The following is a 21,522-nucleotide window of genomic DNA, read 5'->3' on the forward strand; positions in this document are numbered from 1 at the left end:
TCATGCACAACGAAGCTTCGACGTATAACTAACAACCAGTGACTGAACCCGTGCATTGTTCGATTTCAAAGAGCTGCTCCTTAGCAACAGAGAGATTTTCAACAGTTATCCAACTATTTTGCTCATTCGCTCTCATTTTGAATTGCAGCTCGAAATTGATTTCACCAGGACGCTTTCGCAAAATGAAGCTCAGGTTATCCGATGATTCGTCATTCACTGACATCACTTCTTCCCACTTCACTTCAGCACCTGAATCGGTCTTTATCACCGCGCTGATAACAAACTCACCATCATGGATCTGTCTCTCGTTAGCGTCGAACGAAAACACATAACGCGTTCCATCATCATCTGCGCTAATGTCGTATTCTGTTGTTGCAGAAATCCAACCGTTACTCCCCTGTGAAGCAGAGAATAGTAAACGACCATCACTTTGCGTTACCCCAGACAAACTCCAAGGCGTATCCTCAATAGTAAAACCGTCATCTTGCGCACCAAACGACTGTAACGCAGTGTTATCAAAAGCAAACTCTCCACTTTCAGTGACAAACTCAATATGCAAATACGCATGCCCTGCAGGTTGACTAGTCATCACCGTAACAAGCTTTGGCTGCTCACCTGACAACACTTTCTCGCTTCGCGCTGCCACAATGTCACCCTTTGTATTTGGACTCGAAGACCAGGTTAGCTGAACGTAGCCCGCCCCAGATGAACCAGAAAGCGGCGCGACATAAGCAGACACTTGATATTCACTCCCTGCTAAGCCAAGTGGCAAGTATGCACCTTGTGACAAACTAGATGAGCCAGAAAGTTTGGCGGACGGCCCGAGTTCTCCATCAATAATCGCCACATCCCCTGAAGGCTGCCAGCCTTGAAATGTCCCTGTATCAAAGTAAGGGTTTTCAAATCGGACAGGCTTATCAGTTAAAATACTCACTATATCATTCAGCTCTACCCAATCACCTAGTGGATCAATCACATTGAAACTTGAAAACGCGTCATTATTTGGAACAACAAACGGCGATGTTTGATAACCGAATGACCTTACTTCCCCACTGTTTTTTACCCCTTCAATTAGACGCGGCGTCAATTTAGAAAAATGTAAAATTCGCCCATCCGACGTCAACTCTTCACGATGATCAGGGTAAAAGAACTCGTTACGAAATTGAGCCATTACGCCCGGTTGAATTGTTTCAACCAATCCTATCGACCCAAACCAAAAATCCGCAACCCCAATACCACTCATCTCATAGCCAGTGTTATCTTTTGACCATCGCGTTAACAAAGAAATCTGATCATCTCCAGCGCTTTTCATGGTTTGGCGCCTGTTGTCCCTATACGCTTTATAGCCACCAAGCACAGCCGCTGTATGCCCCATCTGCCCAAAACCGAGTACAGCAGGGAAATGAATAAAGTTACCCGGATGATCGGAAGGACCGTCATTATAATAGCCCCCCTTGTCAGGATTGTTTCCTGCTGAAAACGCAGCAAAGTATTTAGCACCTAAATCATCCGATTCCGCTTGCGTGATGGCGTAGTAATTGTCGTTTTGCTGTTTCCAATTCTTATCACTATAGTGATGCTCCAAAATCAATGGCGCGCCCATAACAATAAAGGCCGCATGAGATGCACTAATAATACAGCTCCCCGTTAAGCCATTCATCGTATTTAAAGTTCTCTCGCCCATACACATAATCGTTGTAGAGATCCGATACTCTTGGGTCTTGGGCAGCAGCCAACTCACCGAATAACCAGGTCTCGTTACTCATTCTATGGTTCATGCGTTTTGGACCAAAATCATCAGACTCCCACGTAATGCGCTGATGAGAGCGAATTACGTCACCAGAGCGAAGTAACGTTTGGTCTAAAAAGGTTTTGTACAATGCGAGATTGGCATTATTGGGGTACATTTCTACAGCCTTATGTACCGCAGGTAAGAACTTCATACTGATATAGACTTGCATCTGAGGGTTGTTTGGCTCTGTCTCTCCATTGGCAATATAATTACGAACAAAATGACCATCTACACTCTTAATTCCACCTTGCTCATCTTGATGTAACCCAGCATGACGTTTAATCAGCAATTCAATTAGTGATTCAATTTCTGGATCAGGCTGTACTTTATCAGCGGCCATCAGCAGATATAACGCCCAACCAACGTTGTCCGCAATCGGTAATGTATTTACACGCTGACTCTCTAACTTCCTATGTAAAAAACCTTCAGGAGAGGCATTGTTACTAGGTTAAGCTAGAAGCGGTTAGCCCTTTAATTGCTCGCACATATTGGCTTAGTTCATCGCGCAACCAATCATCAAACATTAACCGTTGATCCCTGTCATCCCTTAACTTGGAGGCTTGTCCATCAGCAAACAGTAACTGACCATCTGCAGTTAATGAAAAACTGCTCCATTGTGTCGGTGACGAGTAATAAGGACGAAATGTCATCGCATCGAGTTCGCTCTTAGGGACATAAGATAGGTTGGTATCATCCTCATCTTTAGTTGCTAAATACAAGCCTTCACTACCCTTTGCGCCAAACACACTGCTAAATGATAACCCTACAAAATCTGTTCCTTGATGCACGACTGTGGGTTTAGAGGTGGTATGCCAAACCTTGGCAATTTGATCTTGAGACATCAAATAAATTTGCTGGTTTTCCGCATCAACCGCGATGTCTTGCACTGCACTTCCCAAGGTGATGTTTGAGATGACCGGTTGATGGTGATTATGGGTCGTTCTGTATACTGTATTTCGTGCGGCCTCTATCCGATAAGCACCTTGATGGTTACCTACATAGAGCTTAGATTTAAAATAGTTCATCCCATATGGTTGACTTTGCTCACCATCGGAGGATTGCAGCATCAAACGCGTGAATTCTGAAAGCTGTTTGGTGTTGGTGTTATAAGCGAGGATCGCATCATCTTTTACACCTGCGTCAGCATCACATACCGCCATATACAAAAATCGACCCGACGGCGTCAATGTTAAACCGCACAGACTGTTAGCATGGGAAAGATCCATATCAGGTACGGCATTAATGATGTCTTGAGATTGAATAGTATGTAGCAGGTTTTCACGAACATCTCGGATCTCAATATGCAGTGACTGCTGGCTGGCAATCGCATAATAACCCGCATTTTTGGCGGCAACCGCGATATCGGCACTGCCCCCAGAAAAGTGCCAATCGCTAATCACAATATCGTTATCTGAAGGAGGGGATTGCCACCCTGTCCCCCTTCATCAGTGCCACTTCCGCCATTGCAGCCCACTATTAGTAGACTCACTGTGCCAATAGTAATTGCTTGGCTCAACATTTTCGCCAAATCACTTTTTCGCCAAATAGCTTTTTCGCTTAACGTTAAACTTGTATTGCCATTCATAACCATTCAACCTTCACAAATGCCGAATGAGCATTGCGCTCAATCATCCTATTTATTGTTCTCGTGGCTCTGTCTATAGAGCTACGTTGTATAAAAATGTGTTATTACTTAAAACTCTCGGGAAACAATGATTCGAGTGAAGGGTTAGGCTGCCTCATTAAGTCAGCATCTTTCCACTCCTCGATTGGTGGCACATCGTATTGTTTTTGCAAATTCGCCAACTGCTCTCTGAGGCGCTTTATTTCCGCTTGATACTCAGGAGAATCAATTGCGTTATTCATTTCAGAAGGGTCAGCGGATAAGTCATAGAACTCCCACTCATCATTTGGGTTATAAAAATGAATGAGCTTATAACGTCCATCTGATACGCCATAATGTCTAGCGACATCATGGAATCCTGGGAATTCATAATAGTGGTAATACAACGCCTCTCGCCACTCTGTTGCGTCTTCACCAGTAAGCAACGGTTTAAGAGATTGACCGTGCAATTTTTCGTTAATTTTGACGTCCGCAATATCAAGGAAGGTTGGCGCATAATCGATATTTTGTACCAGTTCATCAATCACAATGCCCTTTTCAATCACACCCGGTAGTTGCATCACTAACGGTGTCGAAAAAGACTCTTCATACATAAATCGCTTATCATAAAATCCGTGTTCACCGAGGAAAAAGCCTTGGTCTGAAGTGTAAACAACCAGCGTATTGTCACTAAGGCCGACCTCTTCTAAGTAATCGAGTACTTGACCAACGCTTTCATCAACAGCAATGATTGTCGCGAGATAATCTTGCATATAACGTTGGTATTTCCATTCAGCCATTTCCTGTTCGGTCCATTTGGCTTCGTTACGGTTCATCTCATCATTACGTGCCTGATAGGCGGCATCCCATTTTGCTCTTTGTTCTGGTGTAAGGCGGGCTAAAAGGTGAGGCCAAATATCTTCACGCCATTCTCCACTGTCTTCAGCAACGGTCATCTTTAAGTCGTGACCATCTTGAGTATGATGAGCAATGGTCATCGTTTGGTTACTCGCCGCTTGTCGATTATCGTAATTGTCGAAAAAATTCTCTGGCAGCGGAAATTCTGTATTTTCAAACGTTTGAGTGTGTCTTGGTGCTGGCATCCAATTTCGGTGCGGGGCCTTGTGGTGCATCAGTAACGCAAATGGCTTAGTTTTGTCACGGCTATTGGCAAGCCAGTTTAACGACTTGGTGGTAATAATGTCGGTGGTGTATCCCATCTCCATGGTGACACCGTCACGTGTGATAAAATCGGGGTTATAGTATTCTCCTTGGTCATTCAAGATATCCCAATGATCAAACTTAAACCCATTAGGAATACGGTTAATATGCCACTTACCAATCATTGCCGTTGTATAACCCGCATCCTGCAGCGTGTTAGCCCAATTAAATTGCGTGCCATCAAATACTTGTCCGTTGTAGGTAAATCCATTCTCATGGCCAAACTTACCTGTCAGCATCGCAGCACGGCTTGGACCACAGAGTGAGTTCGTCACGTAAGACCGCTCAAACCTTGCGCCGTTTTCAGCAATTCGGTCAATATTAGGCGTAGGCGCAAGCTTAGATATAGGATGCCCATAAGCGCTAAGAGCTTGTACTGCGTGGTCATCAGACATAATGAAAAGAATATTTGGACGTTCGCTTTCAACTGAGCTTGGCGTATCAGCCGCAACCGCAAACAATGAAGCTGAGCATAATGCCCCCACAACCAAACCTGACAGTACCGATTTTTTCATCGTGTGTTCCTTCAAAAAGAGCCTGCCAAGACAGGCTCACTCGTGCATAAGAGATGGGTTAGTGAGTAATAGAAAAACTGGCTTGCTGAACGTTATCTGAAGCCGTTCCGACGAAGACGTCAAACGTACCTGACTCATAACCCCAGCTCATATCTGCGCGATAAAACGCGAGGTCATCGGTTGAGAGAGTAAACGACACCGTTTTACTTTCACCTAGCTTCGAAATGAACTTTTTGAAAGCCCTTCAGTTCTTTTACTGGGCGAGTAATCGAACCCACATGCTGCCTGGTATAGAGCTGAATAACCTCTTCACCAGCAAAGTCACCAGAGTTAGTCACCTTGATGCTCACTTGTAAGTCTTTCTCTGAACTTAAGAAATCCGAACTTAGATCTATTTCCGAGTAATCAAACTGACCATAACTTAGACCGTGACCAAATGCGTATAAAGGGGTATTCGGTGAATCGTCATAACGCGATTTATAGTGCTCTTGGCGTTGATTTGGGTTATCAACTTTATAAGGGCGACCGAGTATTCTTCTCGTTATAATAAATCGGTATTTGACCGACTGAGCGTGGGAATGTCATTGGAAGTTTTCCAGACGGTGAATAGTCACCCGATAACACGTCGGCAATGGCATGACCACCCGCAGTTCCCGGATACCAAGCATGCAATATAGAGTCAACGTTATCATCCGCCCAACGTAAGTCATTCGGTCGTCCACTCATCACTACAAGCACCATCGGCTTACCAAGTTTTTTCAGAGCTCTCATTACTTCTTGTTGATTGCCCGGCAAGGTTAGCTCCACTCGGCTTGCTGCTTCGCCTGACATACGCTGATCTTCACCCATGACCATCACTATTACATCCGATTTTTCAGCTGCCGCAATGGCAGCATTAAGATCGGATTGTAGTTGGGGATCGTCTTTATGAATACGAGGTACCGTTAGGCCTTCTAAAGAATCCAGTTCATCCTGAGTGGACAAGTACTCATTGCTTGCCCCCTTTGCATAATGGATTTTTATGTCCTTCCCATAACGGCTTTTTAAGCCATCAAGCACAGAAACAGGGTCACTCTTGCGATCTCCCGCGGCCGCCCAATTACCAATCATGTCGGCTTTGCTGTCTGCAAGCGGCCCTATCAAAGCGATTGAATCTATCTTCTTGGTGTTGAGTGGTAAAACATCATTGTCATTCTTTAGCAACACAAACGACTTTCTAGCCACATCTCGTGCGGCTTCAAGATTTTCAATACTAAGAATTTCTCGAGCAGCTCTTTCTTTGTCGTTGTAACGATACGGGTCTTCAAAGAGTCCTAAGCGCCATTTCATTTCAAGAATAGAACGGACTGATTGATCAACGGCGTTTTCAGGCACCTTGCCTTCTGCGACCAACGACTCTAAATGTTCGATATAGAGCTGACCAACCATGTCCATGTCTGCACCCGCGTTGAACGCAATTTCCGCAGCATGTTTGTCATCGCGAGCATAACCATGTGGTACTAATTCATTAATAGCGGTGTAGTCGGTAACCACAAAGCCTTCAAAACCCCATTGGTTGCGTAAAACTTCGGTTAACAATCGCTTACTACCTGAAGCAGGAACACCATTCAGATCATTGAACGCCGTCATGAATGTGCCTACGCCCGCATCTACCATCGCTTTGAAAGGAGGCATCTGGGTCGTCCAAAGCTCATGCTCAGATACATCTGTTGAGTGATAATCTCGCCCAGCTTGCGACAGCCCGTAGCCAACGAAATGTTTCGCGGTTGCCATAACCGTGTCAGGTTTACTCAGGTCATCCCCTTGAAAACCCTGAACACGTGCTACTGCCATTGCGGTAGACAAGAACACATCTTCACCCGACGCTTCAGAGACTCTCCCCCAACGAGGGTCTCTGACTAGGTCCGCCATTGGGGCAAATGTCCACATGATCCCATCAGCTGCCGCTTCTTTTGCGGCAAACTGCGCACTGGTTCTAGCTGCATCCAGATCCCAAGTTGCGGCTTCACCTATAGACTGTGGGAAAATGGTTTTGTGACCATGGATAATGTCATGTCCAACAATAAGAGGAATACCCATGCGCGTTTCTTCTACCGCGATTTTTTGTAGATGGCGGCCAAATTCAGCACCATAAGCATTAAAAATGGCGCCTACTTGTCCATCTCTAATCTGCTGCTCATACGATTCATTGATAAAAGGTCCCGTTGTATTTCGGAAACCACTTTGTAAATCAAGCTGACCAATTTTTTCCTTTAGTGTCATCTCATTAAGTAAGTCATCGATGAACTTATTCATCTCCTGTGAATCATCTTTCCAATGCACTTTTGACGCCGGGCTTTGCTGTTCGACTTGGATTACATCTTTAAACATCGTTGTACTTGCCACTGCATAGCCTCCTAACGATAAACTTAACGCCAAAAATGTCGGTTTAAATGCTGATCTCATAACTTTTCCAATCCGTTTGATTTCATTGAAAGTGCACTTCCCCCACGCTTTGAAGGAGGGTGCATTTCTAAAAAACCGGGACAAATACGCCTAATATGCCGATGAAAACCAATTGGTTTTCGTGCCTGACTCAGAAATTCAGCGCCGCCCCAATCAAATAATATCGTCACTTTAATGCAACTCGAAACATTTCGACAACGATGTTATTTAAAAGTGAGATTTAGCGCATGTTAGTCATGATATAACGCTAACAAACACGATCAAGCCCACAAAAATCAAACTAGAAACGTTTCTATTGCGAGTGATAGGCATAATGGAAACAGTTGTGTTACTACATCACTCTAATTCGACATTATTTCTTATCTACAATTAGGTTTACTATGACAATCCATTACAGGACTTTTGGTATATCCATTCTCACTGGGACGCTACTCGCATGTAGTACCGATTCGGTTGACTCATCATACCCAACACGGCCCGACCCGATCGATCATATATACGTTTCTCAAAGCTTGTACCCTGCTGGCTTTGAACAGCAACTCACGAGTAACTTGCAGTTTTTCCAAGACGGGGTGGGAGTTAGTGCCGCAGCCAAAGTTCCATTTAACAGCATTGACTTTAATGAGAATGGGGACTTAATAGAAAAGCAAACTGGACGTCTAAATGTGACGGCATTGGGTCTCTATCTCAATGTACTCACCGAAATGGAACAAGCGGGCTCAGTTCAAGCTCGGCAACGACTGTTTGACCTCATTGAAATAATGGAATCTATGCCGAAGTGGAAAGGCAATTTCTATTGGATGTATAGAATTGAATCTGATGGCCAAATTAACAAACTTCCCAAGGCCGTTGCCTCTGCTGTTGATTCAGCAAACCTTATCACCTCTATGGCAGCGGTTGCAGGCACCTATTGGACAAGTACTGATCCAAACCTCAGAAGCCTGGCACAACGTTTTGATGCTCTAATAAGACATTCTTCAACAGCATGGCTTGCACTCTATGATGAGGAAAAAGGGTTACTAAGTGGGGGCTATAGGGATGAGCTGCCTGATAGCGGCGAGCCTGGTATCACCAGCTATTATATCGATAGAAAATCAAATGAAAGTCGACTCGCCCCCATTTGGGCTCACTTATTAACGCAACAAACCGTCAAGCCCATCCCGGAAACCGTATTCAACGCAATGCGTTTATATCAAGCGGACTATGCCACAAATGACGGACGAATATTACAACCGATGCTCACTTGGAAAGGCGCATATTTTCAGGCCTTGCTGCCATCCATTTGGTTTAACGAGCACTATTTGGTTGGGCAACCACTACTGTTTGATCATGCCACTCAGACACAGATAGACTATACCAAACAGCATAATATTCCTTTTCTATCTTCATCCGCGACGATCGAAGGTGGTTACTCAGAATATGGCATCGATGCGATGAGCGAGCATTTTCATCGAAATGAAATAAACACCGCTCAAGAAGACGTGGGAACCCCTCACGCCAGTGCTTTATACTCGATTTTAAACCAGCAGCATGCTATTGAACTCATGCTCAATATCGAACGTCACCATCCCCAAATAGCTGGTGAGTATGGTTGGTACGATGCTATTAATATCAATGGCGAAGTAAGACGTCGATTAATTAGCCTTGATCAAGGAATGTTTGTGGGTGCTTTCATGGCACCACACTTACAAGAAGGCGTCAAAAACTACATAAAGAAATCATTAGGAAACGAAGCTTGGGCCGGGGTAACTTCCATGTACAGCACGTTCATCGCGGATGGAATTTGCGACGATGTGGGTTGTCGTGACTTATAATATGTCTTCTTAATACTCCCCCATTGTTGCGCTTCTAATAGCATAAATTACGATATTGGAAAGAGTAACAATGGGGATATGTCATATGAGATAGCTCTTGATATCTATCCGCTGTCTATCAATTACCCTCCAACACACAACTTATGGCACTAGCGTAGAGAGTGCGTTGTCATTAACGATACTCATTGGTTTGGCTTTTTTCTTAATGCCTTCAATAACAACGACCTCGCTTCCTTGCGCTCAGACACATCAGTTGAATAATACGCAGCAATGTATTGGTTAAATTCAGAATCATAGAGACGCTTTATCTCCGTCTTTTCATGAGTCCAGAAATACGCGGCTCTCTGAGGCTCATCATTTAAAACGGATTGATAAAGGCTATTCTGTGTCGCTGTCCGTGATTCGCTTTTTATTGAACTACATTGTTTTATTTTTATATGGAGTCGATAAGCAACCATTAATGTCATCAACCACAACAGCGTCACAGCACCAGCAACCGTTCGCCAATCTTTAACAAAAGAGTCAGAAGTCGTTGGTATTATGAATTCATCGCTGTCAGAACTCACCATAGAAGACGTCACATTCAATTCAACGCCCCCTGCTGTTGTAGTTTGTATGGTGTTATTCGTCAGGTTAAACCATGGAATTGAAAGTGTGGGCAACACTAGCACGCCACTTTGCCTTGGAACCAGCGTTTGTTCTATCGTCATGCTAGTCCCCCCATCACGCTCCTTAAAGCTAACAGGCTGGCTGTAAACATTGACGGTGCTGGGGTTAGGAATCTCCAATGTAGGGAACTGATCTATCCCTATCCCCTGAATAAAAAGTGTCACGGTTCTAGTGACTGCATCACCGACTTCGATCTCTAATCGATGATCCGACCATGTCTGCTCAATCGTAACTTGATCAGACGGCAACCATAAACCACGATATTTTGATGGGATGTCATGCCCAGTAATGACTAACGGCTCCGCTTCGAGTGCGACCTGCTGTACCGCCCCCATATCATCAACTTTACGATGAATAACCGATGCACCACGCAACTCAAATTCACCAACAAGATCCGTTGATAAGGCAAATTGATAACTAGAAATTCTATATTGCTGGCTACCAACAAAATAGTAGTCATGATCTTGATTTACCCTTCTCACAGTGACGCCTTCAGCCTGTGGGGGAAGCACACTCGACAAATGAATATCTGCTGATGACTCAACAAAAAAGGTATAGATGACTTCACTATTCGGATACAAAAGACGATTTGAGAGAGTGTAGTGAACTAAAATACTATCTTGGCCACTTTCCTCTTGTTCCAATAAAGTTGCTGTATAACGCTGACCCGCTATCCCACCATCGGCAAAAACAGGGGCAACAGCCAATAAACAAGTAATTAAATAAAGCGCATATTTTTTCATGGGAGTTACCATTCAATCGGATGTGGTGATGACGGTGGATTATCTTGAGCTTGTAGAATAAGTTGATTTCTTAATAGCAGACTGGGGTCGACTTTTATCTGTGACAGTCTATTAATTACGGGATCAATCTCCCCTAGTTCGGCGAGTTGATGTTCAATGGCTTGCAAATCAGCTTCTGTTGGCGTCCCAAAGTCATCATCAATACTGCCCATACCAAAAATGTCAGCCGCATAATCTCCAACGTCATTTTGCGTTTGTTGAGGACCAGACGACTGACTATTAAGCTCATCACTTACATCATTTTGTTCTGGCTGTTCATTGGGCTGAGCTGAATTTGAGGATGCTGATGAAGCCCCTTCATGTGAATCATCATTTTCCCCTTGTTCTTGTGAGCTGTCATCGCCCTGATCCTCACCATCTTCCCCACCATCGTCTTCTCGCTCTTCGCTACCTTCACTGTCTCCAGATTCTTGTTGGTCTGAATTCCCTTCAGCGTTGTCTTGCTCTTGTTCCTCTATTGACTGCTCTAATTGCTTGTCGATAGCCGCTTCCACAACGTTCAAATTGGCGGTCGCGTTTGCGTGCTTAGAATCTCTCACCAGCACCGCCCTGTACAACTCGGCAGCCCTCTCATACTGACCTAGTTTTGCTAGTGCATTCGCTAAGTTGTAGTCATTTTCTGGCTCATCAACTTTTAAAAATGCCTTTACCGCCCCTTCAAAGTCACCCTTTTCATACAATACAACGCCTTGCCAGCGATTATCTGAAAAAGACATAAACGCCTCTTCATAATCTTTGATTAGAAATGCTTCATAGCCTTGACGATCGTCGTTACGCCAGAACGTGGCATGAGCATTCTCAATCGGTAATGCACCAAGTATCACGACAGAAAAAAAGACACCTCGACGGAACCCTGCAAGAAGTAGTAGCGCTAAAGGCCAAATAAACCAATAGCCATCATTCAACAACGGTGCAGACACAGGACTATGGCTCTCCATTGAATCCTGCCCTTCATGGTCCGCTATGAATTGATGTAGCTGTATAATATCTCTATCTGTCGCCTGGTAATCGACATAAATGCCTCCTACGCGTTTGACTAATTGATTCAGTCGTATTGGATCCAGAATGGATCTGGACGCTATGCCGTTACTATCACGAACGAGTGCACCATCATTATCAATAAACGTAGCGCCTTTTGGAGTGGCAACAGCCAAAACAGACAACCGAAAATGACTATTTTTGAATAGGCTTTGAATTGCTTGTTGCTCACGCTCACTAATACCTGAAGTCACTAACACAATATCACCGAAAACAATATTGGCCTGCGTCATAAGCTGAATCGCTTCTTTTACGCCTGCCGCTGCATTTTTACCCTGCGAAGGCATAATTTCAGGCGATAAATACTGCAACTGAGTCAAAACGGTATTTTTATCATGCGTTAGTGGACTGATAGTAAACCCTTGGTCGGTATAAGCGACGACGCCAGTATAACCGTGTGTGAATGAGGACACTAAGTCTGTCGTTTTGTAAAATGCTTGTTGAAAACGACTAGGTAAAATATCCGTCGCATTCATCGCATAAGACATATCAACCACCATCACTCTTGCCTGATTATCGATACTTGGCGACTGGGGGTCTTCACGCCAGCTGGGGCCAGACAAAGCGACCATCGAAATTAGCCAACCAACCAGAACCAATGGTTTCAAGATATCTTTACTTTTTGATAATTGATGCCTAACAAGATGCGGTGCTATCAATCCCGTCGCGTACGTTTTATGTTTTAAGAAATAACAAAGGGGAAGCACTAGCAAACCCACTAACCAAAGCGGTTCATTGAAACTAACCATGCCGCCTCCTATAGATGAATAGCAAAGACATAACAAGCAAAAAGCCGCAAATCGGGTATGGATACAGCTCAACTCTTGGTTGCCATACCGACTCAGCTTCTGCTATCGGCTCTAGTTCATCAATCAGATGATAAACATTACTGAGCTCTTGCTGGTTTCGAGCCCTAAAATACTGCCCTCCCGTGATATCGGCAATGTCAGTGAGTAGCGCCTCGTCTAAGTCATGTGAGGGGTTAGTTTCTTCCATGCCACCATAGGCGGTTTCAACCAGCATTGATTCCGCGCCCAAGCCAATGGTGTAGATCACGACACCACTCTCATCTGCCAGGCGAGTTGCCTCTTTGGGATCGATAATTCCAGCCGTATTACTTCCATCGCTCAGCAGTATCAACACGCGTTGCGAAGCATCACTATCTAAGAACGTCTTGGTGGCAACCGCTAAGCCTTCACCGATCGCAGTCATGTACCCCACTAAGCCAATACTAAGTTGCGAAATCTGCTGCTCCAAATTAGTGACATCGAGCGTCAATGGCGTGTGTAAATAACCATGGTCAGCAAATAGCACCAGTCCAAGTCGGTCTCCTTGTCGCTGACTTACAAATTGTGCCAATACACTTTTCATGGCCGATAAACGGCTAATTGATTCATCTTGGCTTCCGTTCATATCTTCAATGTACATTGACCCTGAAAGATCTACCGCTAGCATCACATCTCTATGCTCTGTAAAGGTGAACACGGGTTCTCCTAGCCATGTAGGCCGAGCCAAAGCCAAAACAATAAACAACCATGCAAAAGACAACAGTAATGCTTAGTACTCTTTGCTTATGACTCCTTGTAATAAGCTCAGTTGGTAGCTTGCCAAGCCTTAACTCAATCGATGGCGAACAAGGTGCTAACCAACGCCTTACGAGCCAAGCCAAGGGTAATAGTGCTCCCAAATACCAGTATTCTAGGACTAACATTGGCGACTCCAATCGAGCTGTTCAATCCAAGTTCGCGTTCGCTCAATAGAACCGTTCCAATGCTCATCACTAAGAGAGGTCGAGGCAAATAGAGCATGGTGCCACTCCGTTTCAATAGATATAAACCAACGCTGATCAAGCTGATTATCTAGCCAAATTAACCACGCTTTTCCAACTAACCCAGCCACTTCCTCACGCCCTGCGATTGTCAGGGAAATTTTCCGCAGTAATTGATTCAATTCAGATATATTCTTCGTTTTCTCAATAACGAATAGTTCACACATCGCCTCGACTTGTGCTCGAGGACGTCGCGCGCGTTTTCTCCAAAAAACAGGGGAGCCGCAACCGCTAGCAGCAGCAAAAACCAAACCGCGGTAGGTAGCGGCCAAAAACTCGGCTCAAGAGGTATTTCAATGGGGGCTAACTCTAATAAAAGGACGTCACTTGTCATGAAGCCCCCCTAATTGGTCCACTAACGAATCTCCCGACGACAGCCGATAGAATGAAGCCTGCAACCGCCTAGAAACGTGCGCTAAATGTGTAAGTCGTTGCTCAAAGTCTTGCTTTAACGACGCTCGATGGGAGGGCTTAGAAAAATTAATTCGGCAATATCCCGCGCTATCCGCAACCCAAGCTTGTTGTCTAAAACACGTGTCACCTTGCTCAATGGGATCAGAAATATGCACAAGTCGTATCGAGTTGTGCTTCGCTAACCGTAACATGACATGCTCAGCGCGAGGCGATAGGCCCAAGAAATCACTGATAAAGATAACATCACTCCCTTTTGGGCATAAGCGTGTTAACTGCTCCAATACTCGTTCAAAAATAAGGGCTGAATTTTGTGAAGACGGGTGGGATTCTGTGGACATCGAGTTTAACGTTATCAACCCATTTAAAAGATGTAATGCCCCGTCTTGACGAGCAACGGGAACACAATCTTTTACCTCATGTTGATTAAATATAATCCCCCCAATTCGGTCCTTTTGCGCGACAGAAAGCCAACATAACAAACTCGCCAGGTGGCCAGCCTGCACAGACTTATAAAGCAGCTTTGTCCCCATTTGCATCGAATGAGAGACATCGACAACCAGCATAGTGGGACGTTCAGATTCTTCGGTATAGAGTTTGGTGTAAGGTTTTCCTGTTCGTGCAGTGATTCTCCAGTCGATACTTCGAACGTCGTCACCAAGTTGATAGGGTCTCACCTCGGCAAAATCCATCCCTCGCCCTTTTTTCGGACTAGAGTGATGACCACTTAAATGCGACCAAATGCTCCGTGCTGGTGGCATCCAACGCACGCTCGCCTGTCGGTAGTGAAGTAATTCCTTTAGGCACAAATCATAGCCGTTACTATGGGCAGGTAACATCATACTGCCGCGACCAGTGCTAGTAGCGTTTGAATAATTTTATCCGCGGAGATACCTTCCGCTTGCGCTTCATAGCTACGGATAATGCGGTGTCTCAAGACTGGATAAGCCACAACCATCACATCTTCCGGCGTTACAAAATCACGCCCTGATAACCAAGCATTGGCTCTCGCACATCGGTCGAGCGCCAACGTTGCGCGAGGGCTTACCCCCATTTGTAACCACGCACTTAACTGGTCGTCATAACGCTGAGGTTCACGCGTCGCCATCACTAACCGAATCAGATACTCTTCCACATCTTCCGCCATATGCAAAGAAAGGATCTGTTGTCGTGCCGCGAAGACCTCTTCTTGAGAAAGCAAGACCGAAGGTTCTGCAACTCTGCCTAACGCTTCACCACGATTTAGGCGCAAAATAGCCCGTTCACTCTCGTGATTTGGGTACTCTACGTTTAGCTGCAACAAAAATCGGTCGAGTTGCGCCTCAGGAAGTGGGTAAGTCCCCTCCTGCTCAATTGGGTTTTGTGTCGCCATGACTAAGAAAAGCTCGGGTAACGAGTAAGTATGCTTACCGACGGTAATTTGTTTCTCCGCCATTGCCTCTAGCATGGCAGATTGCACTTTCGCTGGTGCGCGATTAATCTCATCCGCGAGCACTAATGAATTAAAGATCGGGCCCGATTGGAATTGGAACTCCCCGGTTTCGGGGCGATAAATATCGGTGCCTGTCAAATCAGATGGCAGGAGATCAGGAGTAAATTGTAATCGATGGAAATCACCTTCAATACATTCAGCTAACGCTTTAACAGCACGTGTTTTTGCCAGCCCTGGTGGTCCCTCAACAAGGATATGCCCATCCGCCAACAAAGCGACAACCAACTGCCTGACAAGTTCATGCTGACCGATCACCTGAGTTTCAAGGTAACGGGTCAGCACGGAGAACGTAGCAAATATCTTTTCACTCGACATAATAGTTTTACCAACAACAATAGAAACGTTTATATTGATTATACCTTCAGCAAGACTTTGTGATTATAACTTTCTCATTTAAGGTTAAATAGTGTGAAAAGAATCCCATTTACCCAATAACAAACTAAAAACCATATGATTTTCGAAAGTAAATATGCATAAACGTTTTTGTAAAAATAAAGGCACCTATTACAGACAGGTGCCTCTACAAGATCTCGCCCCTGCTAATTACCTAGCTGATCAGGCATTATCGAAAAGGCGACAGTATATCAAGTTGAAGAGTGCTGCTAACAAGATAGGTTAGCGCGTGGAGTGCCAAAATATTGGGTTCGTGTAAAACCATAGGTCTTGCCAAGGATCTTGCTCATGGTTCCAGCTATCTATGCTAGGCTCCAGTGTGTCAGTATTCGTTCCTCGTAGACGGACATAGCCATTTTCAAAGTCTTTAGGAAGAGCCAGCTCAAACACAACCTTATCATCAACAACCTGCCATTCTTCCGAATTTATACGGCGATACACATTCGTACTCTCATTGCCATTTTCAGACAAAACCGAGTCATCGACTGCCCCTACGATGACATCAATACGATTCAGTTTAGGCCGTTCATTATTAAAGTTAACCGTTGTTGGAATATCGACTTCTACCTTCATCGTGATAGGTTGTTCACTTTTTGCGACCGTTAACGTTTCCCCTAACGATACCGTTTTGTCGCCGCTAGATTGCAAAGTCACATCAATCCCACTGATAAGGTCGCCAAACACCATGAAGGAGCGTCCATGCCTTAAACCGTCCATAATATCCTTCGAGTTTTTTTGCGCATACACATAAGTCTTAGTATATTGTCCGGGCCAAAAGTCACGACCACCCGCTTCAGAGGCGACATGGCTGTCCGATCCCGCGGTAATCCAAAATCGCATACCATTTCCCAAAAAGTAATCCCAAACACCACCCACATTTGCTGTCATTTGATCAAAACCATTCAGTGTAGGGTACTTATAATAACTGCCTCGGTTTCGTCCAGCTTGATGCCCTGGTGCAGCGACCATTCCAACAAACACATCTGGGTCCGTTTCATGCCACGTTTTCATTTTTTCAGGCGTAACTCTTGCCCATTTATTAGGGCCTGTTGCTTGCCGACTAGGATGATTTTTTATGATGAGAGGTTTTTCAGTTAACTCGGCAAACGAACGAATACCCGCTTGAAGATGTTCAACAGTATTGCGTTGACGTGTTTTATTTCGGTATTCACGGATACTATAATCACGTTGAAAGTTAACCAGTAATTCACGCTCTGATGCATTAATTGGCATCATAACCGTCGCGTGTTCGCCTGCAGGCACATCGAGTTCAATACCAAAAAATTGCATAACATCCGGCACGCTCTTCCTTGCTTCCAGTAATTCAGGGTAGGCTTTGTCATTGAGCAGTTTAGAATGCTCCGGCCCACCATGATCGGTATTAACCAACCAGCTTAACCCGTATTTTTGGGCTGCGTTTGCATTTTCTAAATAGGTATGTCCACTATCTCCACCTTTTATAGGTGACCATGGAGACGTACTTTTATCCCACTTTACGCTCCAATGTGTATGCGCGTGGTGATCACCCGCTAGCCATTCTCTATCCTGCTTTGCTAGCACTTGAGGCGTCAATGATATGCCGATGACACATGCCAACAGGGAGAGTGCCTTGCTACGGCGACGAGTACGGTGCTTGGATTGATTTAAGACGCTTTGTAAGTGCATGATAATGTTTTCCTACCTTTATTATTCAATAACACATTCAGATAATAAAAAGGCTTAGCGTCCTCGCTAAGCCTTTATGGATTGCCATTATTGATATGACGCTCTGTATTGCAGGTGCAAAGGCTATCTAACCAAAAGGCGGCCCTACGTTATAAACCAAGTGCTCGACGCTCGGAGCGCTTCATGTATGGGTAAGGGGGTTCAAAATAGTCTGCTGGCACCTCATATCGTTTACGGGCGTTCTCCAGCTCAGACATCATTTCCTTTTGCACTTCCGTGTATTTATCAGAGCCATAGACATTGTTAACTTCCTTAGGGTCCAACTTCAGGTCGTACAATTCAAATAGGCCTTCACCACCATTTTGAGAGTAAAAATCAATCAGCTTGTAACGATCGCTACGTACCCCATCATGACGAGGGACATTGTGGCCACCTTCCATATAGTAGTGATAGTAAACAACTGGGCGCTCGGCTTGCCATTCTGCATCGGATGTTTTACCTAACAATACAGGAAGGAAAGATTTACCTTGCATTTCTGCTGGTGCATTCAGCCCAACCGCTTCTAAGAATGTCGGCCCAAAATCCATGTTCTGGATCATAGCTTGTGGACGTTGTTCAGGTTTGATCATTGCTGGCCATCTAATCATAAATGGCATTTTGAATCCTTCTTCATACATGTAACGCTTTTCCGCCCAACCATGTTCACCAATGAAGAAGCTTTGGTCAGAGCTGTAAACTACAATCGTATTCTCAGCCAATCCTGATTCGTCTAAATAATCTAAGATACGACCAACATTTTCATCGATGGTCATGACCGTTGCCATGTAATCACGCATGAAGCGTTGATACATATATTCGGTACGTGCGACTTTTTGATCTCGGCTCACATCACCAAACCGGCGTTTGTAAACTGGATCTTGCATTTTCTTGAAGTAATCAACGTTAACGTCATCGTAAGCGTCATGGAATGCAGCTAACTGCTCTTCATTAAGCTCATTAAGGAATTTGTTGTATTGACGACGTTCGCGGTCTGGCATCGACTTAATCCATTCCTCACGAATTCGTGCTTTCTCTGGTGTAGTCGGCGCAGGTGGAAATGCGTTGATACCAACGGGGCCCATACCATATAACTGCATCCATGCTTTTGAGGCGTGCTCTCCACGTGTACTATGGTCATCAAACAACGTTTCTGGTGTTGGAAAGTTATGATCGATAAACGTTTTCATGTGACGAGCTGGCGGACGCCTTGGTGTATGGGGGGCTTTATATTGCACCTTAAGCAAGAACGGTTTATCCGCATCTCGTTTTTCTTCCAGCCAATCAAGAGATAAATCCGTGATCAAGTCGGTTGAGTAACCTTCTATTACTTGTTTTTTCCCTTTATTATCAATGAACTCAGGATTGTAGTACGTCCCCTGTCCACCCGCTCCATTTAATACCAGCGAATAGCCAAATTCATTAACTGGCGTTGGGTGCATGTGCCACTTCCCAAACAAGGCTGTTTGGTAACCGCTCTGTTCCATAATCTTAGGGAAAATAACCTGATTTGGATTCCAGCGAGAACTGTTATCGAGCACACCATTCTTATGAGAATGCTTACCCGTCATTACTGACGCGCGGCTTGGTTGGCAGATTGAGTTGGTCACAAAGGTGCGTTCAAAAATCGCCCCCTCTTCCGCAATACGGTCGATTTGAGGGGTATGACCCAATGTTGGGTTATACGCACTTATCGCTTGATTAGCGTGGTCATCTGAAAAAATGAATAGAATATTTGGTCTCTCTTGGGCTGCCGCTGCTGTCATAGCAGTAGTCGCCAACATGAGACCCATTCCTTTTGCAAGGATCGAGCGTTTAAAATTCATAGTGTTTGCCTAATACAATAATCAGGTTCTTTCACGAACCAACGAACAAAATACTTATCGAAAGTAAGTCCATTTTCGTATGAGGTTCCCTCTCCATACCAATAAAAGCGTTACTCGATAAAATCGTGAATCATTAAATTAGAAACAAATTTGACACAGTAGAAACCTTTCGACAAGTCAATTTGAATTTACATCGTCTAAAGTGTGACAAGCACACGATGAAGTACTGATAGCTATCAAAAAAAGGCTGTAATTTGTTAATAATGATAAAAACAAATGGATACACTCCCCCTCAACACAACAATAGAATCTGTCACTTAACCAGAGCAAGAACAACCGTTAACACAATGATTTACAATCATAAAATTTAAAACACACCGCCACCAACCACAAAAGAGAAACGTTTCTGCATTTTTCATGTTTTTTATTAAAATAGTGCGCTACAGAGACCGCTTACCCGACGACTCGTCATTATCTCTGACGCCAATGCTCCTCATTAAACATAAACTCGATTACACTAGCATCCCTTGCTTTGCGTAATATGGCGGTCGCAACTATGAAAAATAAAACGGGCTCTTCAGCATCGACGTCAACATCATCTTCAACAATGTTGTCACCCAAGAAGCACCGTCGAGAACTCGACACGTCTCCCATTGATTTTATTTACGTAAGAAAAGCGTCTTACCCTAGAGATTTTGAGGAAGACTATCAGCTAAATCTGCAATATTTTTCTGACGGAGTGGGCGTCGATCCCAAAGCCAAAGTGCCATACGACCTAATCGATATTGTGAATGGTTCCGCTATTAATCCACGACGCCAAATGAATGCGACCGCTCTAGGCTTATATTTGAATGTGTTGGTTGAAATGGAACGCGCTAATTCGCCCAGCGCTCGTCAACGTCTCATTGATGTAATTACACTCATAGAAAAGATGCCTAAATGGAACGGATTGGCCTATTGGATGTACCACATTGACAAGTCTGGAGAGCTGAGTCTCAGCTCGACAGCCATCGCGTCTGCCGTCGATGCTGCTAATCTGGTTACGTCTTTAGCTGCGGTTGCTGGCGCTTACTGGGATGATACTGACCCGAATATGCAACATCTCGCCAAACAGGCCGACCATTTAATTAGAAGCACAGCAGCTGGATGGTGCTCTCTCTACGACAAAAAGAAAGGCTTGTTGAAAGCGGCTTGGAGTTTAGAAAATAACGATTACGCTCAATACCACATAGACCGAAAGTCTAATGAAAGTCGCTTGGCGCCACTATGGGCTCACCTGGTAACCCAGAAGACCGCCAACGAACTTCCTATTGAAGCTTTTACCACAATGCAGGCCTTTACTGCCCAATATTTATCCCCCAATGGCGACACATTGACTCCCCTACTTACCTGGAAAGGCGCGTACTTTCAAGCCATGCTCCCATCCATTTGGTTTAATGAATATTGTTTAGTGCCCACCCCTCGTATGTTCGACGATTTAACTCAAGTTCAAATCGATTTTTCCGCACCTCTCAATATCCCCTTTCTGTCCTCGGCATCAACGATTGATGCGCATTATTCCGAATTTGGTGTTGATGCGATGAGTGAACATTACTTTTTGGATAAAAATGAATCTGCACAAACGGACGTTGGATCTCCGCACGCCACCGCACTATCCGCTATTTTAGATCCAACCTCCGCCGTAGTTCGCTTAAAGGCAGTAAAAGCGAGGCACCCTCAAATTGCTGGCCCATATGGTTGGTATGATGCAATAAACAGTCGTGGTGAAGTGGTCAATCGATTAATTGGATTGGATCAGGGGATGTTTGTGAACGCATTCTTATCCGTTCAAAACCAACAAGATGTAAAACACTATATAGTAAGCTCATTTGGTCAATCCGCTTGGGACTCGGTAGAAACAATGTACCGTTCGTTTATCTCCAATGGCAATATGACGCTAAGCTAAACCCATATGATGTCGAGCGCTATTCA

General features: G+C 44.5%; 18 protein-coding genes. 2 read left to right on the forward strand and 16 right to left on the reverse strand.

Features of this window, described 5'->3' with window-relative positions; all coding sequences use genetic code 11:
- Positions 1-28 precede the first annotated feature (28 nt).
- The 8 genes from AC0L66_RS24975 to AC0L66_RS25010 form a co-directional block, all read right to left on the reverse strand.
- Positions 29-1,684, reverse strand: a complete 1,656-nt coding sequence (locus tag AC0L66_RS24975) for a hypothetical protein (RefSeq protein WP_473569897.1) — start codon at positions 1,682-1,684, stop codon at positions 29-31.
- Entirely contained in the window at positions 1,629-2,132 is a 504-nt protein-coding gene (locus tag AC0L66_RS24980) for a hypothetical protein (protein WP_473569899.1), read from the reverse strand. Before AC0L66_RS24980 ends, AC0L66_RS24975 begins: the two co-directional genes overlap by 56 nt.
- 103 nt (positions 2,133-2,235) lie before the next feature.
- Positions 2,236-3,192, reverse strand: a complete 957-nt coding sequence (locus tag AC0L66_RS24985) for a hypothetical protein (protein ID WP_473569901.1) — start codon at positions 3,190-3,192, stop codon at positions 2,236-2,238.
- On the reverse strand, positions 3,189-3,377 hold the full coding sequence (locus AC0L66_RS24990; RefSeq protein ID WP_473569903.1) for a hypothetical protein: 189 nt from the start codon (positions 3,375-3,377) through the stop codon (positions 3,189-3,191). Before AC0L66_RS24990 ends, AC0L66_RS24985 begins: the two co-directional genes overlap by 4 nt.
- Positions 3,378-3,481: 104 nt before the next feature.
- The gene (locus AC0L66_RS24995) at positions 3,482-5,131 is read right to left on the reverse strand and encodes a sulfatase family protein (protein WP_473569905.1); all 1,650 of its coding nucleotides are present in this window, start codon (positions 5,129-5,131) and stop codon (positions 3,482-3,484) included.
- 58 nt (positions 5,132-5,189) lie between these two features.
- The gene (locus AC0L66_RS25000) at positions 5,190-5,330 is read right to left on the reverse strand and encodes a fibronectin type III-like domain-contianing protein (RefSeq protein WP_473569907.1); all 141 of its coding nucleotides are present in this window, start codon (positions 5,328-5,330) and stop codon (positions 5,190-5,192) included.
- A gap of 10 nt (positions 5,331-5,340) precedes the next feature.
- Positions 5,341-5,481, reverse strand: coding sequence for a fibronectin type III-like domain-contianing protein (locus AC0L66_RS25005; RefSeq protein WP_473569909.1), 141 nt, complete (start codon positions 5,479-5,481; stop codon positions 5,341-5,343).
- Positions 5,482-5,644: 163 nt separating this feature from the next.
- The gene (locus AC0L66_RS25010; protein WP_473569911.1) at positions 5,645-7,576 is read right to left on the reverse strand and encodes a glycoside hydrolase family 3 N-terminal domain-containing protein; all 1,932 of its coding nucleotides are present in this window, start codon (positions 7,574-7,576) and stop codon (positions 5,645-5,647) included.
- A 380-nt stretch (positions 7,577-7,956) separates the two neighbouring features.
- On the opposite strand from AC0L66_RS25010, the gene AC0L66_RS25015 reads away from it, so the two are divergent.
- Positions 7,957-9,390 carry a hypothetical protein gene (locus AC0L66_RS25015; protein WP_473569913.1) on the forward strand — a complete coding sequence of 478 codons (1,434 nt, stop codon included), beginning with the start codon at positions 7,957-7,959 and terminating at the stop codon, positions 9,388-9,390.
- Positions 9,391-9,572: 182 nt separating this feature from the next.
- Here AC0L66_RS25015 and AC0L66_RS25020 read toward each other — a convergent pair whose 3' ends face one another.
- The 8 genes from AC0L66_RS25020 to AC0L66_RS25055 all read right to left on the reverse strand — a co-directional run bounded on the left by AC0L66_RS25020 (position 9,573) and on the right by AC0L66_RS25055 (position 19,509).
- A complete protein-coding gene (locus AC0L66_RS25020) occupies positions 9,573-10,802 on the reverse strand; it encodes a hypothetical protein (protein WP_473569915.1) in 1,230 nt (409 codons plus the stop codon).
- A gap of 5 nt (positions 10,803-10,807) precedes the next feature.
- Positions 10,808-12,649, reverse strand: a complete 1,842-nt coding sequence (locus AC0L66_RS25025) for a VWA domain-containing protein (protein ID WP_473569917.1) — start codon at positions 12,647-12,649, stop codon at positions 10,808-10,810.
- The gene (locus AC0L66_RS25030) at positions 12,642-13,385 is read right to left on the reverse strand and encodes a VWA domain-containing protein (RefSeq protein ID WP_473569919.1); all 744 of its coding nucleotides are present in this window, start codon (positions 13,383-13,385) and stop codon (positions 12,642-12,644) included. The genes AC0L66_RS25025 and AC0L66_RS25030 overlap by 8 nt, the downstream gene beginning before the upstream one ends.
- Before the next feature lie 219 nt (positions 13,386-13,604).
- Positions 13,605-14,000: a DUF4381 domain-containing protein gene (locus AC0L66_RS25035; protein ID WP_473569921.1), complete on the reverse strand. Its 396-nt coding sequence runs from the start codon at positions 13,998-14,000 to the stop codon at positions 13,605-13,607.
- Positions 14,001-14,051: 51 nt separating this feature from the next.
- Entirely contained in the window at positions 14,052-14,981 is a 930-nt protein-coding gene (locus AC0L66_RS25040) for a DUF58 domain-containing protein (protein WP_473569923.1), read from the reverse strand.
- Positions 14,978-15,946: an AAA family ATPase gene (locus tag AC0L66_RS25045; protein ID WP_473569925.1), complete on the reverse strand. Its 969-nt coding sequence runs from the start codon at positions 15,944-15,946 to the stop codon at positions 14,978-14,980. The genes AC0L66_RS25040 and AC0L66_RS25045 overlap by 4 nt, the downstream gene beginning before the upstream one ends.
- 300 nt (positions 15,947-16,246) lie before the next feature.
- A complete protein-coding gene (locus AC0L66_RS25050) occupies positions 16,247-17,689 on the reverse strand; it encodes a CehA/McbA family metallohydrolase domain-containing protein (protein ID WP_473569927.1) in 1,443 nt (480 codons plus the stop codon).
- A gap of 149 nt (positions 17,690-17,838) precedes the next feature.
- Positions 17,839-19,509 carry a sulfatase family protein gene (locus tag AC0L66_RS25055; protein WP_473569929.1) on the reverse strand — a complete coding sequence of 557 codons (1,671 nt, stop codon included), beginning with the start codon at positions 19,507-19,509 and terminating at the stop codon, positions 17,839-17,841.
- 598 nt (positions 19,510-20,107) lie between these two features.
- Here AC0L66_RS25055 and AC0L66_RS25060 point away from each other — a divergent pair.
- Positions 20,108-21,496 (forward strand): hypothetical protein, encoded by a 1,389-nt coding sequence (locus AC0L66_RS25060; protein WP_473569930.1) that lies wholly within the window; start codon positions 20,108-20,110, stop codon positions 21,494-21,496.
- The last annotated feature ends 26 nt before the right edge of the window (positions 21,497-21,522 follow it).

Source organism: Vibrio sp. GJ43-1, assembly GCF_055808835.1.

What these genes read in the sequence shown, in the direction of transcription:
- AC0L66_RS25045 (WP_473569925.1), bottom strand. Translation starts at nt 15,946, where the DNA reads ATGTCGAGTGAAAAGATATTTGCTACGTTCTCCGTGCTGACCCGTTAC.
- AC0L66_RS24995 (WP_473569905.1), bottom strand. Translation starts at nt 5,131, where the DNA reads ATGAAAAAATCGGTACTGTCAGGTTTGGTTGTGGGGGCATTATGCTCA.
- AC0L66_RS25040 (WP_473569923.1), bottom strand. Translation starts at nt 14,981, where the DNA reads ATGATGTTACCTGCCCATAGTAACGGCTATGATTTGTGCCTAAAGGAA.
- AC0L66_RS24980 (WP_473569899.1), bottom strand. Translation starts at nt 2,132, where the DNA reads ATGGCCGCTGATAAAGTACAGCCTGATCCAGAAATTGAATCACTAATT.
- AC0L66_RS25060 (WP_473569930.1), top strand. Translation starts at nt 20,108, where the DNA reads ATGAAAAATAAAACGGGCTCTTCAGCATCGACGTCAACATCATCTTCA.
- AC0L66_RS25020 (WP_473569915.1), bottom strand. Translation starts at nt 10,802, where the DNA reads ATGAAAAAATATGCGCTTTATTTAATTACTTGTTTATTGGCTGTTGCC.
- AC0L66_RS25050 (WP_473569927.1), bottom strand. Translation starts at nt 17,689, where the DNA reads ATGCACTTACAAAGCGTCTTAAATCAATCCAAGCACCGTACTCGTCGC.
- AC0L66_RS25025 (WP_473569917.1), bottom strand. Translation starts at nt 12,649, where the DNA reads ATGGTTAGTTTCAATGAACCGCTTTGGTTAGTGGGTTTGCTAGTGCTT.
- AC0L66_RS25015 (WP_473569913.1), top strand. Translation starts at nt 7,957, where the DNA reads ATGACAATCCATTACAGGACTTTTGGTATATCCATTCTCACTGGGACG.
- AC0L66_RS25055 (WP_473569929.1), bottom strand. Translation starts at nt 19,509, where the DNA reads ATGTTGGCGACTACTGCTATGACAGCAGCGGCAGCCCAAGAGAGACCA.
- AC0L66_RS24990 (WP_473569903.1), bottom strand. Translation starts at nt 3,377, where the DNA reads ATGAATGGCAATACAAGTTTAACGTTAAGCGAAAAAGCTATTTGGCGA.
- AC0L66_RS25010 (WP_473569911.1), bottom strand. Translation starts at nt 7,576, where the DNA reads ATGAGATCAGCATTTAAACCGACATTTTTGGCGTTAAGTTTATCGTTA.
- AC0L66_RS24975 (WP_473569897.1), bottom strand. Translation starts at nt 1,684, where the DNA reads ATGGGCGAGAGAACTTTAAATACGATGAATGGCTTAACGGGGAGCTGT.